The following is a 16,724-nucleotide window of genomic DNA, read 5'->3' on the forward strand; positions in this document are numbered from 1 at the left end:
CGGAATAAAAGATGAAAAGGGCGGCATCGCCGCCCTGATATTTTTAACGCTTAGCCTGACACAGGCCGGTGAGTGTCGGCCACATCGCCATCAGCGTATCAATAATGCTCTCCAGATCGTCACGCTCAACGCCTTCACGCGCCCGCACCGACATGCCCTGCAGCATACAACTCAGATAACGTGACAGCGCGGGAATGTTTACTGACGCACTCAGTTCACCACGCTGCTGACGCGCCAGCAGAAAATCTTTTAACACATGCTCCTGCGACTGATGCTGCTGTTGCAGCATGGTGGCAATCTCTGCTGAAGCCGCCGACAGGGCGGTCGAGGTGCAGATAAAGAAACAGCCGCCGGGAGAGTCGCGTTCGGTAAAACAGGCCGCGGTGGCGCGGAAATAGGCTTCAATAGCCCGATCCACCGGTAACTGGTCATCGCCCAATGCCGCTTCACGCCATGCACTGAACTTCTCCACATAACGCTCCATCGCCGCGCGAAACAACCCCTCTTTATTAACAAACTCGGCGTAGAGGGTTGGCGCTTTCGCGCCGGTTGCGGCCACCAGATCGGCCAGAGAAGTTCCCTCGTAACCGTGCGTCCAGAACAGGGTCAGAGCTTTATCGAGCGCTGCTTCGCGATCGAACACTTTTGGTCGGCCGCGGCATTTCTTTACATCGCAATCCTGAACCTGACTCATACACCCTCACTGACAGTAAAACACCCTATTAAATTACCGATCATTATAAAAATGTGCAAGGCCTGGCGTGGATGCCGCCGACAGGGGTTGCCATTTTGTGCGCCAGCGCATTATTACAGCCCCTTAGGTTAAGTCAGAAAAGAGGCTGAAGCCCATAATCACGCCACTTCGCGAATAAAATAACGCTCATTAAATAAATGTTGACGACAAACCGTATCGGGGTCTATCATTTGTTTAACGGTCATTAATTAAATAGTGACAACCCATTCAGACCAACCGAATTTCAATATTGAATAGAGAGATTATTATGAAAAACATCAAAATCACCCTGGCAGCACTGGCACTGACGACTCTGACTTTTGGCGCATCTGCCGCTGACCTGGTGACCAGCGAACCTGTTAATCAGCAGCCAGTTGGCACCATCTCAGTACTGGGCGGCACCAATCTGTCTTCTGTTGAAGCGCAGCTGAGTGCTAAAGCGGATGAAGCGGGTGCGAAATCGTTCCGCATCACCTCAACCAGCGGCCAGAACAAACTGCACGGCACGGCTGTGATTTATCAGTAATTTTTGTTTTTCAACAGAATAAGTGAGAAGGGGTTCGTTATGAAAAGTATCAATATGATGGTCGTGGCGGCTGTGCTAAGCGGTCTGTCATTTGCCAGCGTAGCGGCCCAGCAGGTCAGCAGCACACCGCTGGATCAGCAAAAAATCGGTGTCATCAGCGCAACGGGCAGTACTAATCTGCTCTCGCTGGAGCAGCAACTGTCAGAAAAGGCCAGCGATGCAGGGGCAAAGTCTTTCCGCATCACTTCGACCTCTGGCAGCAACAACCTGCATGGCACAGCCGTTCTTTATAGATAAAGTGATCGGTAAATAACCCTGAACAGGCTTCAGATAACCCGCTTATCTGAAGCCTTTTTTATTATCCGTTACTGCGTAACTGTGGATAACGACGGAAGATATAAACACACCACAGTAACGCCACCAGGCCAATCATCCCGCCGACATTGCCGACTTCCGCCATGCTCAGATGCAGGCTGACCTGATTACCCAGCAGCGCACCCGCGCCGATACCGATATTGTAGATACCGGACATCAGCGACATCGCCACATCCGTGGCATCCGGTGCCAGCGACAGCACCCGCACCTGCATACCCAGTCCGATCATCATCATCGCCATTCCCCAGACAACGCACAGAGTTGAGATAGCTGCTGGGCGAACGGCAGCAAAAATCAGCAGGCCCATGCACAGGGTGATCAGGGCGATGGCTGCAATCAGCAGTCCGGAGGGAAACTTATTACCGAGTGTGCTGAACAGTACGCTACCCACAATGCCCGCAGAGCCAAACAGCAGCAGTAGCAGGGTGGTGAAGTTGCCACTGGAATGGGCCACGGTTTGCATAAAGGGCTCGATATAGCTGTAAGCGGTGTAATGCGCGGTAACGACCAGCGTCACCAGCAGATACATGCTGACCAGCGCCGGACGGCGAAACAGCATCGGCACACTGCTCAGCGAGCCGGTATGTTCACTCGGCAGACGCGGCAGGATGCGCACCAGCATAATCATCAGCACCAGTGCCGAAAGGCCAATCGCGCCGAAGGTCGTACGCCAGCCAAGATACTGACCCACCACGCGGCCAATCGGCACGCCCAGCACCATCGCCAGCGCGGTACCGGTTGCCAGCATACTTAGCGCCTGAGTTTTCTTACCGGCCGGAGCGACGCGAATCGCCAGCGAGGCGGTGATCGACCAGAACACCGCGTGAGACAGGGCGATACCCACGCGTGACACCATCAGCGACCGGAAATCCCAGGCAACGGTAGAAAGAACGTGGCTGACGATAAAGATCAGGAACAGCACACCCAGCAGCAGTCGTCGCTCAATATTGCGGGTCAGCAGCATCAGCGGCAGTGAGAGCAGTGCAACCACCCAGGCATAGATGGTCAGCATGATCCCGACGTCAGCCGTCTGCATTGAAAAGTCAGCAGCGATGTCAGATAACAGGCCAACCGGCACAAATTCGGTGGTATTAAATACAAAGGCGGCGATGGCCAGCAATACCACGCGTAGCCAGGCAGTTTTACGTGAAACAGTAGTTGGTTGCATGAGGAGTCAAGTCAGTCAGTACAGCGAATCGGATGCGGCAGAAACATCCAGCGAAAGTGACCTGCGTCACAAATTACTGACCATTGTAGTGAATAAAGCGGGAAGAGAAACCTTATAAACGCCTTTTAATGCTGAAATTTTTTTATCGCCCCATCACAGGGCGATAGCCTGAGGTTATTGACCGCGACGCCGGGCGGGCATCATTCGCAGCAGAGTATTGTCTTTAAGCAGATAGTGATGGAACAGTGCGGCAGCAGCATGCAGTCCGATCAGCCAGTAACCCAGCGGTGCCAGGGTTTCATGCCAGCCAATCAGCATATCCGCCATATCAAAGTCAGGTTCAGGCGCGACCGGCATGCTGATGCCAAACAGCCACCATTCACGACCTTTAAGATAACGCGATGTCAGGCCGAGGATCGGCAGAGTGATAAACAGGGCATAGAGCAGGGTATGAGTCAGATGTGCCAGCCCGGTTTGCCAGCGCGGCGGAGCGGGAGTAATGGGCGGTGTGCGATGCCGGGTGCGTAAAAAGAGGCGGGCAAGCATCAATACCAGGATGGTCGCGCCGGCGCTGAAATGGGTAATGATCATGGCATAACCCTGCCAGGATCCGCGCTGTGCAAAACCGCGCAGTTCAATGGTGGCGTAGGCCGTCACCACCAGTAAAAAAGTGAGCCAGTGAAGGGCTATCTGAGCGCGCGCAAACTTATCCCGCATTGTGTATTCCATTAAAGAGAATCAGGAAGATTAACATAACGGAAAACAGCGGTAATTCTTAACAAATTAGCGCAGCGGGAAAAATTTTTTCCCCCTTACCAGGTGGATCAGATTAACGCGAAGACGGGGTGTGCTTCAGGGCCACGCTGAGCTGGGTGGCCTGCTGGTCAACATTTTTGAGTGGACAACAATTTTCACAGCCGATTGCGCCAGCATAATATTTTTTAGCCTGCAGGATGGCGGCATTCACATGGTAAAAACTGCCCAGAAACATACGGTTATCGATGTCGGGAAGATGGGGGCAGCCTGCGGCATGAACCACATGATTATTGTTATATCCTGATTGTTTATTGACGTAGTAGTAGAGAGCCACAGGCGTTCCTTGTTGCCGTGTTAAAAGGCAAAGCAGATGAATTATTACAATAAAAACGATTATAGCGGGAAACCTGCATTTTGTTTGCTGTGGCTCTGAATAGCGCGTTTATTGTGATAAACCGCCAGGCCCGCAGGAGAAGCCAGGCCTGGCATGAGAAGACGGTCTCAGAGTTTTTTACTGTGCAGACGCCAGGCAACCAGTAACGCCAGGATCAGCAGGACGCTGATAAACAGCGTAATCCCGATCCAGCCGAAATTATGCCAGAACACGCCACCCAGCGTACCCGCGACGCTGGAACCCACGTAGTAGCTGAACAGATAGAGCGAAGAGGCCTGGCCTCGTGCCCGGCGCGCCCGGGGGCCAATCCAGCCGCTGGCGACCGCGTGGGCGGCAAAAAAACCGGCGGTGAACAGCATCATCCCAGGCAGGATCAGCCAGAGGGAGTTGAAGGCGGTAATCAGCAAACCCAGCAGCATGATGGCTGTAGCACCCAGCATCACCGGTCCCCGACCCAACCGGTTGGTCAGCGCGCCCGCCTTAGGCGAACTCCATGAGCCGGTGAGGTAGACCACTGATAACAGTCCGACCACGGCCTGGCTGAGATGCCAGAGCGCATCCAGTAAACGGTAGCCAATATAGTTAAACAGGGTGACAAAGGCTCCCATCAGCAGGAATCCTTCGGCAAACAGCCAGGGCAGGCCCGGATCGCGCCAGTGCAGCCGGAAGTTAATCAGCAGATTACGCGGACGCAGCGTAATGGGCCGGAAATGGCGCGACGCAGGCAGGATTTTCCAGAACATCAGCGCCGAGGCCAGCGAAAAACAGCCGATTACCGCCACGGCGAGTCGCCATGAGAAGAGGTCGGTCAGTACGCCGCTCAGCAGTCGACCGCTCATCCCGCCTATCGAGTTACCGCTGATATATAACCCCATGGAAAAGGCGACGACCCGTGCATCCATCTCCTCGCTGAGGTAGGTCATGCCGACCGCCGCCACGCCACTCAGCGACAACCCCATCAGCGCCCGCATAATGAGAATGCCGTGCCAGCTGGTCATGGTGGCCGAGACCAGCGTGCAGATGGCGGCCAGCATCAGGGCTGTGACCATCACCGATTTACGACCGATAGCATCAGAGAGCGGCCCGGTAACCAGCAGGCCCAGCGCCATCAGGCCGGTCGAGATGGAGAGTGACAGGCTGCTGGTTGCCGGAGAGATACCAAACTGCTGTGACAGCACCGGCAGAATCGGCTGCACACAGTAGAGCAGGGCAAAGGTCGCCAGCCCGGCGGAGAAAAGCGCCAGCGTCACGCGCATAAACTGTGGCGAATCCCGGCGGATATGACCTGAAGCGGCAACAGACTCTGGCGGCGCAGAGACCGCATTCTCATCCACTGTGACAGCATGTGTTGAGCGACTCACACATCTTCCTCAAATTTAGAAAACCTGTCGTCAGCTTAGGAAAGCGGCATTATGATGTCTAATATATTAATAATCTCAAATGAGACGTTTAAGATATGAATGTCGAACTGCGTCATCTGCGCTACTTTGTTGCGGTGGCGGAAGAGTTACATTTCGGGCGGGCGGCCCAGCGTCTGAACATTTCTCAGCCGCCGCTCAGCCAGCAGATTATTCAGCTGGAAACAGAAACGGGCGCAAGGCTGTTCAATCGCACTAACCGCAGCGTGCAGCTTACCGCTGCCGGACAGCAACTGCTAAGTGACGCCCGCGCGATTCTGTTGCAGGTTGAGCAGGCGGCCGATCGCGCCGCCCGGCTGCATCGTGGTGAAGAGGGGGAGCTGCGGATTGGCTTTACCTCCTCGGCCCCGTTTACCGCCGTGGTCTCTGACGCGCTATTCCGGTTTCGTCAGCGCTGGCCGCAGGTACATATTCAGATGCAGGAGATTAATACCCGCCAGCAGCTGGCGCCGCTTCATGATGGACGGCTCGATCTCGGCGTGATGCGCAACACGCCGCTGCCCGCCGATCTGCGTCATCAGCTGCTGCTGAGTGAGCCGCTTTATGCCGTGGTGCATAAGGCGCATCCGCTGGCTGACGCTGATAAAATCTCAGTCACCGCCCTGGCGGCGGAACCTTTTGTCTTCTTTGATCCTCAGGGCGGAACCGCGCTCTATAGCGATATTCTGGCGCTGCTGCACCGCTACCATATCAAGCCCTTTATTACGCAGGAAGTGGGTGAGGCGATGACCATCCTTGGGCTGGTGGCAACCGGGTTAGGCGTCTCCATTCTGCCTGCCTCATTTCGTCGGGCGCGGCTGGCCGACCTGGTCTGGTTGCCATTAACGGAAGAGGATGCCATTTCAGAGCTGTGGCTGGTCTGGTCAGCCGGACGCGAAATAAATGCGCAGATGGAAAACATGATGGCGTTGCTGCGGCGAAACCGGCACTGATGCGCGGGTAACACCGCATCAATCTGTGCGATAAATCACATTTCTAATCAAATATTTGACGCTGTCGCCGGATCTGGCTCACCATGGCGCATGTTTATTTAGAAGCGCGAAAATAACCGGGAGCAGGGTTGTGAATCCGGACAGTCAACCTGGCCACATTGACCAGATCAAGCAGACTAATGCAGGTGTCGTATATCGATTAATTGACCGTTATGGTCCCATTTCGCGTATCGAACTTTCCCGCCGTGCCCAGCTTGCTCCGGCCAGCATTACCAAAATTGTGCGTGAAATGCTGGACGCACATTTAGTGCAGGAGACCGAGTTTCAGGATCCAGGCAGTCGTGGACGTCCGGCGATAGGCCTGATACTGGATACCGACGCCTGGCACTATCTGGCTATTCGCCTGCATCGCGGCGCCATGACGTTTACGCTGCGCGACCTCAGCAGCAAGGAACTGGTGGAAGAGAGCCTGCCGCTGCCTGATGAGTCTGCTCAGCCGTTACTTACCGCGCTGATTGAACAGGTTGATGCCTTCTTTATTCGTCATCAGAAGAAGCTGGAACGCCTTACGGCCATTGCCATTACATTGCCAGGGCTGATCAACGCCGCGTCAGGTGTGGTGCATCGGCTACCGGGTTATGAGGTGCGCGATATGCCGCTGGGCGATGCGCTGGCGGCGCGAACCGGCTTACCGGTGTTTGTGCAGCACGACATTTCAGCCTGGACGCTGGCGGAGTCGCTGTTTGGTGCCTCACGTGGGGCGCAGGATGTAATTCAGATTGTGATTGATGAAACCGTGGGAGCCGGGGTGATCAGTGGCGGTCAGCTGTTGCATAAAAGTGGCAGGGCGCTGGTCGAGATCGGGCATACTCAGATCGACCCGTATGGTCAGCAGTGCTACTGCGGTAATCATGGCTGTCTGGAGACCGTGGCCAGCACCGGCAGTCTGCTGGCGCTGGCGGCGCAGCGTCTGCCGGCCCAGCCCGACAGCCTGCTCAATAATCAGCCGCTGACGCTGGAGTCGCTGTGCGCGGCGGCGCAGTCTGGCGACCGTCTGGCGCGCGACACCATCGCCAGCGTGGGTCATCATGTTGGCCGGATTCTGGCGATGATGGTCAACATCTTCAATCCTCAACATATTCTTATCGGTTCCCCCCTTAATGCCGCCGCGGATGTGCTGTTTCCGGCCGTGAGCAACACCATTCTGCAGCAATCACTCCCGGCCTACAGTGCGAGTATCCAGCTGGCACCTACCGAATTTAGCGAGCCGGGAACGTTAGGCGGCGCAGCGCTGATCAAAGACGCGCTCTATAACGGACACCTGTTAGTGAAACTGTTGCAAGGTTAAGCGGGCCTAATCTTGCGCTAACGCAATCTGTTCTCATCCTCCATTCCTTAAAATGCCGGTTCGCAGCAAGGTTAATCACCGATTAACCACAACGGTTCGAGAGGAGAAGTTGAGTGAACAGACTATTTGTTACCGGCACTGACACCGCAGTGGGCAAAACGGTGGTGTCACGCGCCCTGTTACAAAGTTTTATCCAGGCCAGGCTCAGTGCCGTCGGGTACAAGCCCGTCGCGCGCTGCGCGGTCAAAACCGCTGACGGCCTGCGTAACAAAGATGCACAGGTTCTGCAAAGCGCTTCATCCATCGATTTACCCTATCAGGCGATCAATCCGCTGGCCTTTCAGGAAGAGGAGATCTGCACCCATCCGAGCCAGATCATTGATTACGCATTGCTGACACAGGGCTTAAGCAGCCTGACGGAGCAGGCCGATCGCGTAGTTGTGGAAGGCACTGGCGGCTGGCGCAGCCTGATGAACGACGGACGTCCGCTCTCCTGCTGGGTCGTTGAGCAGCAGCTGCCGGTGGTGCTGGTGGTCGGTATCCAGTCGGGCTGTATCAGCCATGCCCTGTTAACAGCAGAAGCGATAGCGCAGGATGGACTGCCACTGGTGGGCTGGGTGGCCAATCGCATCAATCCGGGACTGGCGCAGTACAGCGATATTATTGAGATTCTGCGTGAAAAAATTAGTGCGCCGCTGCTGGGCGAGCTGCCTTATCTGCCGCGTGCAGAACAGCGTGATCTGACGTCTTACATCGATATTTCTCTGCTGGAGCAGAACAATCTGCACGCTGTGAGTGCAAAGATCGCCTGATTATGAAACAAACTAAGTCATCTGAGTCGGCAGTGAGCCTAAAGTTTCAGGCTTGTTGTCGGCTGTCTTTAACTATTTCCATTTAGAATTGAAAGACCTGGCTCGGATATCGCGAAATCGTGGCGTCATGGCGCAGAAAATGCATTAACTCCGCTTATCACACTGAGCTGGAGCCCCATCATGTCGCACTCGCACGAGAAAGGTTTGTTATATGGGCTTGAAGCCCGCATTGGCCCCGCCCCGGCGTTTTTCGCCGCACTGCAACATCTGCTGGCCAGCGTGGTGGGAATCATCACGCCGCCGCTGATAATTGGCTCCGTTCTGGGGTTGCAGGCCTATATTCCTTATCTGATCAGCATGTCATTGTTCGTTTCCGGCTTAGGCACGTTTATGCAGGCCAGACGCTTTTATGGCATCGGGGCGGGCATGATCTGTCTGCAGGGCACCAGCTTCGCGTTTCTGGGGGTGATCCTCTCGGGTGGTCTGATGGTGAAAGGGCGCGGTGGTTCGCCGGAAGAGATTATGGCGATGCTGTTTGGCTGTAACCTGGTGGCGGCGTTGATTCCGATTCTGATCAGCCGCTGCGTTGGCTCGCTGCGCAAAGTTCTGACGCCGGTGGTGACCGGCACGGTGATCACCCTGATTGGCATCAGCCTGATAAAAGTCAGCATTACCGACTGGGCGGGCGGGCACAACGCCACAGATTTTGGATCGCCGGGAAATCTGGCGCTGGGGGCGCTGACGTTGCTGGTGATCGTGGCGCTGAACCGCTCGCGAAATCGCTGGGCGCGGCTGGTGGCGGTGGTGGCCGGAATCGCGGTGGGATGCGTTGCCGCGGCCTTGACCGGTCATCTGCAACTTAATGTTGCGCCGGAGAGCAACTGGCTGGTGCTGCCCGCGTTCTTCCGGTTTGGTTTTGCCTTTGACTGGACCATTTTCCTGCCGATCGCGCTGGTGTCAGTGATCGCGGTAATTGAAGCCGTCGGTGACCTTACCGCTAACTGCCTGATTTCACAGCAGCCGATCACCGGCAAACCTTTTCAGCAGCGGTTGCAGGGTGGCATTGTCGCCGACGGCCTGAGCTGTGTGCTGGCAGCGGTCTTCTCCGCCTTTCCCAACACCACGTTTGCGCAGAACAATGGCGTTATCCAGATGACCGGCGTCGCCAGCCGTTACGTCGGTATGCTGCTGGGAATCATGCTGGCGCTGCTGGGGCTGTTTCCCTTTATTGGCTCCCTGTTGCAGCAGATCCCGCCGCCGGTGCTGGGCGGGGCGACAATCGTGATGTTTGGCAGCGTGGTTGCTGCGGGCATCCGTGTGATGACCCAGACGCCGCTGGGTCGCCGCGAGATGCTGATTGTGGCGATCGCTTTTGGTATTGGTCTGGGCGTGGAGGCGGTGCCGGATGTGCTGAAGCAGTTCCCGCCGCTGATTAACAGTCTGTTTGGTCATGCGGTGACGACCGGCGGTATTCTGGCGATTGTGCTGAACATGGTGCTGCCGGACGAGGCGCCTGTGGTGGAAGAGGTGGAGGCGGAAACGCTGACGGAGAGCTAAAAAGCAGAAGAGCCGATGTATCTCTCACATACGGCTCAAAAATCCAAAGCGATGGGAGCATATGCCTGTATCAAAGCATCGCGGACCAGGGATGGGCCGCGCTGAGCATGCCATGGATGGCATCTTTTGCGTCTTTGCTACAGGCGTATGCTCCCTGAGCTACTACCTGAATTGACAGACAGGACAGGCCGTGACTTAACTGGCTTTAAGATGGAGTCTGCGAAGGGAACAGGGTCAGATCGGAAAGTCGCAAAAGCCGCCATCCGTGGCACGCTCGGCCCGCGCCGTCCTGGCGCGGGACGCTTTCCTCCTCTGACCCGGTTCCCTGCGCGTTAAGCTTGTTTGTTGCTGTCTGATTTACCCAGGCTTGGGTATATCTGCTTATATCTGCTGTTTTAATGGGCCGGTAAGACCCATTTAGGTGACGAAATTATGGATTCAGACGACGGCGGGTACGACCAGAACTGAGGTAATCCGCAATATAATCCTGCGAAATCTCACCGCTGTAGCGACCCTCTTCATCGACAATCGGCATCCAGACCGTGTTGTGCTCATAGAGTTTTGACAGCACCACGCGCAGGTTCTCTTCCGCTTTACCGGTGACCTTAAAGGTGTGCAGTCGCTCTTCACAGCGGCCACTGACGTTACGCGCCTCGCGACGCTTCACGAAGCCCAGCGGTTTGCCATCCTCATCGACCACGGTAATCGACCGCATATCGTTCTCATCCATGGTGCCAAAGGCTTCTTCCAGCGGAGTAGAGCGGCGGACGGTGATGGTCGGCTGCTGGTCAGTCACATCGCCCGCCTGCACCAGTAACAGGCGCTTAAGCGTACGGTCCTGACCCACAAACGAGCCGACGAACTCATTGGCAGGGGCCGCCAGCAGTTCATCCGGGCTGGCGCACTGCACGATTTTACCCTGACCAAATACCGCAATGCGATCGCCTAGCTTCAGTGCCTCGTCAATATCGTGGCTCACCAGCATCACGGTTTTTTTCAGCTGACGCTGCATGTCGAGAAACTCATTCTGGATCACTTCGCGGTTAATCGGGTCAACGGCGCCAAACGGCTCATCCATCAGAAGCACCGGTGGATCCGCCGCCAGGGCACGAATCACCCCGATACGCTGCTGCTGACCGCCGGACATCTCTCGCGGATAGCGATGCAGGAATTTGGTGGGATCCAGCGCAACCATGCTCATCAGCTCGGTAGCCCGCTCGTGGCACTGCTTTTTGTTCCAGCCCAGCATGCGTGGCACCACGGTAATGTTCTCTTCGATGGTCATGTTGGGAAACAGACCAATCTGCTGGATAACATAGCCAATGTTGCGGCGCAGGGTGGTGGTGTCCTGTGTACTGGTATCTTCACCATTAATCAGGATCCGGCCACTGGTGGCGGGAATCAGGCGGTTAATCATCTTCAGCGTGGTGGTTTTCCCGCAGCCCGAGGGTCCCAGCAGCACGCACATCTCACCGGCTGGCACGTGCAGGCTGACGTTATCGACGGCTTTATTGGTGGTGCCGTTTTTCTGGGTAAAGGTTTTCGTCAGGTTTTCCAGCGTAATCATTATCGAATCCCCTTTGGAGTCAGCGCCTGCTGCAAACGGTGCAGCAGCCAGTCAAGAAAAATAGCCAGCAGACAGATCATCAATGCCCCGGCAATTAACATACGAATATCACTGCCGCTGATACCATCCAGCAGCAGCTGGCCCAGACCGCCCGCGCCAATCACGGCGGCAATCGCCATGACGCCAACGTTCATTACCACGGCGGTACGGATGCCACCGAAGATCACCGGCAGCGCCATCGGGATTTCAACCCAGCGCAGGCGCTGCCAGAACGTCATGCCGATACCACGCCCCGCCTCACGCAGGCCGTCCGGCAGATTCTCCAGTGCGGTGTGGGTGTTTCGGACAATCGGCAGCAGCGAGTAGAGGAATACGGCGGTAATCGCCGGCAGCGCGCCAATGCCCTGACCGATGAGTGAAAACAGCGGGATCATCAGACCAAACAGCGCAATGGTGGGAATAGTCAGCACTACGGTGGCGATACCGAGAATCGGCGTTGCCAGCCATCTTACACGCACGATCAGAATGCCAAGCGGCACGCCAATCACAATTGCCAGTCCGACCGCGACCAGCACCAGCCAGCTGTGCTGCCAGCTCAGGGTGAGCAGGGTGCTCCAGTTATCCATGATGTAGTGAAGGGTATCCACAGTGCCTCCTTACAGCATGTTTTTGGATTTAAGGAAATCACGCGCCACGGTTTCCGGTGACTGATGATCGATATCGACCCGCTTGTTCAGCTCCGTTATCGCCTCATCGGTGATCTGCGCAGAAAGCTGATTAAGCGCGGTATCCAGGCCCGGATGACTCGCCAGCACATCCTGACGCACAACCGGCGTCACGTTGTAGCTTGGGAAGAAGTGCTTATCATCCTCCAGTACTTTCATGTCGAAGCCCTTAACCCGGCCATCGGTGGTGTAGATCAGACCGGCATCCACGAATCCGTCGCGTATCGCGTTATAGACGAGGCCCGGATCCATCTGGCGGATCTGCGGGCGATCCAGCGTCAGGTTGTAGGTTTTCTGCAGCGGCTTCATGCCGTCTGAACGACCCGAGAACTCCAGGTCCAGACCCAGTCGCCAGTTATGATCCGGATCGGTTTTACGCACCTGCTCAATCTTCGCAACCAGCTGCGACATGGTGCTGATGCCCTCTTTTTCGGCCCGTTCACGGGTCATGGCAAAGGCATAGGTGTTGTTCATTGGTGCCGGGTTAAGCCAGACCAGCCCCAGTCTGGCATCCAGCTTTTTCACCGTCTCATACGCCTGCTGTGAAGACATCGGCTGGTTGATATGGTTAAAGATGATCAGCGAGGTGCCGGTATATTCCCAGACCATATCAATCTGCTTATTCAGCAGCGCATTACGGCCAATGGTGGTGGCAATATTGCGTTTAGGCACCACCTCGAAGCCTTTCTTCTGCAGCCAGAGCACCGTCATTGCTGACAGGATATGCTGCTCGGTAAAACTTTTGGTCGCCATCACCAGCGGTGCAGCAGCCTGTGCCGTCTGGCTTAACAGCAGTGTCGCGGTCAGCGCGACAACGCTTTTCTTAATCCAACGCGTTAGCATTGCAAAGCTCCTTGTGGTCAGGCCGCAGCGTGCGGACTCAGAAAGCGGCCCAGCGCGGCCAGCATCATATCCAGTACCAGTGCCACCAGTGCAGTGGCGACGGCGCCGAGTATCAGCGTCGGAAAGTCATTCAGATAGATGCCCGGGAAGATCAGCTCGCCAAAGCTGCTGGCGCCAATCAGGAACGCCAGTGGGGCGGTGCCGACATTGATGGCGGTGGCGATGCGCACGCCAGAGAGGATGACCGGCAAGGCATTCGGCAGCTCTACCTGACGCAGACGCTGCCATTTGGTCATGCCGATGCCGTTGGCCGCCTCAATCAGCGACGGGGGAACTGCGCTCAGACCAGAGAAGGTGTTGCGGACGATAGGCAGCAGCGAAGCCAGAAACAGCGCAATCAGCGCCGGACGGTCGCCAATCCCGATAATAACCATCGCCAGAGCCAGTACCGCCAGTGGTGGCAGGGTGTTACCGACATTGAAAATCTGCATCACGTACTCTGCCCAGCGACGTGCAAACGGGCGACTTAGCAGGATGCCGCTGGGGATACCGACCAGCAAAGCGAACAGCATTGACCAGAAGACTAAGAAGAGGTGTTGTTGCCCGAGATAAAGCAGATCGACTTTACGTGCGACCAGCTGATCCCAGCCAAGGCCCCAGATCAGCACCGCGATCACCGCGACCACTGCAAGCAGTGCCAGACCGGCGCGTCGGGCCAGTGAAGCATTTTGCATAGGAGAATCTCCCTGATTACGATCTCAATTGTTATAACAACCATAAACAGCCCGACAGGTACGGCAAAAAATGCCGCCGCGCCCAATACCGAAACTGCGATAAAATGTAGATAAAATGACTGTTTACCCACTCTTTTTCAGTGAATACTGAATAAGATGGTGTAATGCTATAGCAGCCCTTTATTGCACAAGCCAGCTTTTAAGCCACAAATCAGAGAGATAGAAACAGGTTAAAATGGTGTTAAAGCCGCGTAGCCGCTGGGCTAATGCGACAATAAAAAATTTTCATCGACTTCTGGTGACACTGTCACAGAGGGCGCAGAAAATGCGCACGCGCGGGAAACTGCATTGTCTGTTTTTCAGCTAGCCTTGCAGATTAAAAAAGGAACCCTATGACTGAAAGCGCACAAATCCGGACCGGACATCGCCACTGGATCTTGATCGCCTGCATGCTGGCGATGTTTATGGCGGCCATTGAAGTCACTATTGTGGCCACCGCGATGCCCACCATCATTGCTGATCTCGGCGGTTTTTCGCAGTTTGGCTGGGTCTTCTCGATCTATCTGCTGACCCAGGCGGTCAGCGTGCCGCTCTATGGGCGGCTGGCGGATATGGTGGGTCGCAAAACGATGTTTTTTGTCGGCACGTCGATTTTCCTGGTGGGGTCGGTGCTGTGTGGCTTTGCCCATACCATGACCTGGCTGATCCTGTTCCGGGCGTTTCAGGGCCTGGGAGCGGGGGCGATCATGCCGCTCAGCTCCACCATCGTGGCGGATATCTATTCGCCGCGCGAACGCGCCAGCGTGCAGGGCTGGCTCTCCAGCGTCTGGGGTGTAGCGGCGATAGTGGGGCCGCTGACCGGCGCGTGGCTGGTACAGCACTTTAGCTGGTCGGTGATTTTCTGGGTCAATCTGCCTATCGGCCTGATCAGCATGCTGATGCTGTGGCGCTGGCTACCGTCGCACCAGAAGGAGGAGAAATCGCAGCCGCTGAACCTGGCGGGCAGCGGCTGGCTGATGCTCTGCGTGACGGCATTGCTGATTGCGCTGTTGCAGGCGGAACAGCTGGGCGTCTGGCTGGTGCCGTTTCTGCTCTTCTCACTGTTCGCTGGCTGGCAGCTCAGACGCCACGAGCTGCATTCAGCGGCACCGCTGTTTCCGCTGATAATCTGGCGCAGCCGGCTTATCGTGGCGGGTAATGCGGGCAACCTCATCATCGGGGCGGCCATGATGGGCATCAGCGCCTTTCTGCCCACCTGGATTCAGGGGATCAGCGGCGGTTCACCGTTACAGGCGGGCAGTGTGCTGGCGATGATGTCGATTGGCTGGCCGCTGGCCAGCACCCTCAGCGGCAGACTGATGCTGCGCACCTCCTACCGCTTCACTGCCCAGCTTGGAGCGCTGTTGCTGGTGACCGGCAGTGCCTTGCTGCTGTTTTTACAGCCCGCAAGCTCACTCTATCAGGCGGGCTTTACGGCGTTTCTGATCGGTACCGGAATGGGAATGACCAGCACCACGTTCCTGGTATCAGTGCAAAATCAGGCGGATTACCAGATTCGCGGCATCTGTACCGCTTCAATTATGTTCAGCCGGATGATCGGGTCGGCGGTAGGGACGGCGATCATGGGCGCGGTGCTGAATCTCAATCTGCAGTGGCGTTTGCCGCAGGTCGAGGATCCGGTGCAGAAGATTATGTCCGAACCCAGCCGTCAGCAGTTACAGCCGGAAACCCTGCAGCAGATGACAGCAGCCATTGCCGCCTCACTGCACTGGGTGTTCGTGGTGGCACTGGTGATTGCGCTGTTTGCGGTGGGTGTGGCATGGATGATGCCGCGTCAGCGGCCGGAACAGGCGGACTAACAGGCAGGGCGACAGGATGTCGCCCTGATTTGAACAGAACTACTGGGCAGATGAGTCCTGCGAACTGCCGACACTGGCAGGTACGCTGGCTTCGTTGTCACTGCCTGAGCGCTTATAAACAATTTTTTGTGTGTCGTTCTCACAATGTCCGACGACCTGGCCACCCGCCTGATCAACCTGATCGTTGGCGACGATGTCGAGACTAAAACCCGACTCAGGTACACCGTTCTGAATAATTTTCTGGCTGATTTCGGTTTTTACCGATTCACAGGATGCCTGCGCCATCAGCGGCAGAGCAAATAACGCCGCGCTTAACAAAACCCTCTGTAGCTTCATCACGTCTTCCTTATGTTAGTCGTCGTCATTACTATAGCTCAAATTTACGGCGCTACCGGGCGACCGGAACGACGATCCAGACAACGCAGGGTGTTGGGCTCCCAGTAGGCGTTGAGATTGAGGCTCTGCTCGCACTTGTCGCGGGTATCAAACGCGCGATCGGTTTTATCAAACTCTTTTTCGACCCGGGTGTTCACTTTATTGCGCAGCATGCGCGTGTCATTCCATTGCTCTTTATCCTGGCGCGCTGCTTCATTGCTCAGCGCGGAACTGCCATCTTCGATAATCAGACGATTAGTATTCGCAGTGGCAGTGAATGCCGCAGTGGAGAAGAGAACCATCAGCACGGCAGGGATCATTTTTTTCATCACACTATCCTTTAGTTAACGCAAACATCGCCATCCACGACAGCGGTTGCAGCGGGCATGCTTAGAGCCTGGCTCATCAGGGGGCATTGAGGCAGAAGTCTGAACACCGACAGCGCATAACAACCGGTGCGTACAGGGTGTACGTGAGGAGGGTAAGCACTGCCCGGGTTCAGACGGACAAATAAAACAGCCTGATGGGCCTGGCTATTAGTATATCATCGCCGTTTCTTTGCTCACCAGCAGTGAGTCGTTTGTTTACGTTAAGGAGAGGTA

General features: G+C 55.9%; 18 protein-coding genes. 7 read left to right on the plus strand and 11 right to left on the minus strand.

Annotated features, from left to right (window positions below):
- Positions 1-43: 43 nt before the first annotated feature.
- Positions 44-694 (minus strand): TetR/AcrR family transcriptional regulator, encoded by a 651-nt coding sequence (locus OK409_RS04855; RefSeq protein ID WP_010244765.1) that lies wholly within the window; start codon positions 692-694, stop codon positions 44-46.
- Positions 695-1,001: 307 nt separating this feature from the next.
- Between OK409_RS04855 and bhsA (OK409_RS04860) the strand changes: the two genes are divergently transcribed.
- Both bhsA (OK409_RS04860) and bhsA (OK409_RS04865) read left to right on the plus strand, forming a co-directional pair.
- Positions 1,002-1,259 carry a multiple stress resistance protein BhsA gene (bhsA, locus tag OK409_RS04860; RefSeq protein ID WP_010244768.1) on the plus strand — a complete coding sequence of 86 codons (258 nt, stop codon included), beginning with the start codon at positions 1,002-1,004 and terminating at the stop codon, positions 1,257-1,259.
- Between the two features lie 39 nt (positions 1,260-1,298).
- On the plus strand, positions 1,299-1,556 hold the full coding sequence (bhsA, locus tag OK409_RS04865) for a multiple stress resistance protein BhsA (RefSeq protein WP_010670183.1): 258 nt from the start codon (positions 1,299-1,301) through the stop codon (positions 1,554-1,556).
- Between the two features lie 61 nt (positions 1,557-1,617).
- Here bhsA (OK409_RS04865) and OK409_RS04870 read toward each other — a convergent pair whose 3' ends face one another.
- The 4 genes from OK409_RS04870 to OK409_RS04885 form a co-directional block, all read right to left on the minus strand.
- A complete protein-coding gene (locus OK409_RS04870; RefSeq protein WP_010244774.1) occupies positions 1,618-2,802 on the minus strand; it encodes a sugar transporter in 1,185 nt (394 codons plus the stop codon).
- 174 nt (positions 2,803-2,976) lie between these two features.
- Entirely contained in the window at positions 2,977-3,519 is a 543-nt protein-coding gene (gene cybB / locus OK409_RS04875; RefSeq protein ID WP_010244777.1) for a cytochrome b561, read from the minus strand.
- A 112-nt stretch (positions 3,520-3,631) separates the two neighbouring features.
- Complete coding sequence (locus tag OK409_RS04880) at positions 3,632-3,892, minus strand: hypothetical protein (protein ID WP_031592383.1); 261 nt, start codon at positions 3,890-3,892, stop codon at positions 3,632-3,634.
- Positions 3,893-4,059: 167 nt separating this feature from the next.
- Entirely contained in the window at positions 4,060-5,313 is a 1,254-nt protein-coding gene (locus OK409_RS04885) for an MFS transporter (RefSeq protein ID WP_264366815.1), read from the minus strand.
- Positions 5,314-5,408: 95 nt separating this feature from the next.
- Between OK409_RS04885 and OK409_RS04890 the strand changes: the two genes are divergently transcribed.
- The 4 genes from OK409_RS04890 to OK409_RS04905 all read left to right on the plus strand — a co-directional run bounded on the left by OK409_RS04890 (position 5,409) and on the right by OK409_RS04905 (position 10,019).
- Positions 5,409-6,302: a LysR family transcriptional regulator gene (locus OK409_RS04890; protein WP_264366816.1), complete on the plus strand. Its 894-nt coding sequence runs from the start codon at positions 5,409-5,411 to the stop codon at positions 6,300-6,302.
- 130 nt (positions 6,303-6,432) lie between these two features.
- Positions 6,433-7,650, plus strand: a complete 1,218-nt coding sequence (locus tag OK409_RS04895; protein ID WP_010244790.1) for an ROK family transcriptional regulator — start codon at positions 6,433-6,435, stop codon at positions 7,648-7,650.
- A 113-nt stretch (positions 7,651-7,763) separates the two neighbouring features.
- Positions 7,764-8,462 (plus strand): dethiobiotin synthase, encoded by a 699-nt coding sequence (gene bioD, locus OK409_RS04900; RefSeq protein ID WP_122458430.1) that lies wholly within the window; start codon positions 7,764-7,766, stop codon positions 8,460-8,462.
- A 180-nt stretch (positions 8,463-8,642) separates the two neighbouring features.
- Positions 8,643-10,019 carry a nucleobase:cation symporter-2 family protein gene (locus OK409_RS04905; protein ID WP_010670178.1) on the plus strand — a complete coding sequence of 459 codons (1,377 nt, stop codon included), beginning with the start codon at positions 8,643-8,645 and terminating at the stop codon, positions 10,017-10,019.
- Positions 10,020-10,449: 430 nt separating this feature from the next.
- On the opposite strand, the gene osmV is transcribed toward OK409_RS04905, so the two are convergent.
- From osmV to OK409_RS04925, 4 genes are read right to left on the minus strand one after another with little or no spacing between them, the layout of a single operon-like run.
- Positions 10,450-11,586, minus strand: coding sequence for an osmoprotectant ABC transporter ATP-binding protein OsmV (osmV, locus tag OK409_RS04910; RefSeq protein WP_122458432.1), 1,137 nt, complete (start codon positions 11,584-11,586; stop codon positions 10,450-10,452).
- Complete coding sequence (gene osmW, locus OK409_RS04915) at positions 11,586-12,233, minus strand: osmoprotectant ABC transporter permease OsmW (protein WP_010244802.1); 648 nt, start codon at positions 12,231-12,233, stop codon at positions 11,586-11,588. Before osmW ends, osmV begins: the two co-directional genes overlap by 1 nt.
- Positions 12,234-12,242: 9 nt before the next feature.
- A complete protein-coding gene (locus tag OK409_RS04920) occupies positions 12,243-13,154 on the minus strand; it encodes a glycine betaine ABC transporter substrate-binding protein (RefSeq protein WP_010244805.1) in 912 nt (303 codons plus the stop codon).
- A 17-nt stretch (positions 13,155-13,171) separates the two neighbouring features.
- Positions 13,172-13,888, minus strand: a complete 717-nt coding sequence (locus OK409_RS04925) for an ABC transporter permease (RefSeq protein ID WP_010244807.1) — start codon at positions 13,886-13,888, stop codon at positions 13,172-13,174.
- Positions 13,889-14,280: 392 nt separating this feature from the next.
- Between OK409_RS04925 and OK409_RS04930 the strand changes: the two genes are divergently transcribed.
- Positions 14,281-15,747, plus strand: coding sequence for an MDR family MFS transporter (locus OK409_RS04930; RefSeq protein WP_033787817.1), 1,467 nt, complete (start codon positions 14,281-14,283; stop codon positions 15,745-15,747).
- Positions 15,748-15,786: 39 nt separating this feature from the next.
- Here OK409_RS04930 and OK409_RS04935 read toward each other — a convergent pair whose 3' ends face one another.
- A complete protein-coding gene (locus OK409_RS04935) occupies positions 15,787-16,083 on the minus strand; it encodes a DUF1161 domain-containing protein (protein WP_033757708.1) in 297 nt (98 codons plus the stop codon).
- Positions 16,084-16,127: 44 nt separating this feature from the next.
- Positions 16,128-16,451, minus strand: a complete 324-nt coding sequence (locus tag OK409_RS04940) for a DUF1283 family protein (protein WP_122458435.1) — start codon at positions 16,449-16,451, stop codon at positions 16,128-16,130.
- Positions 16,452-16,724: the final 273 nt, after the last annotated feature.

Origin of the sequence: Pantoea sp. RG18, assembly GCF_025910075.1 — a bacterium.
Lineage (GTDB): Bacteria > Pseudomonadota > Gammaproteobacteria > Enterobacterales > Enterobacteriaceae > Pantoea > Pantoea agglomerans.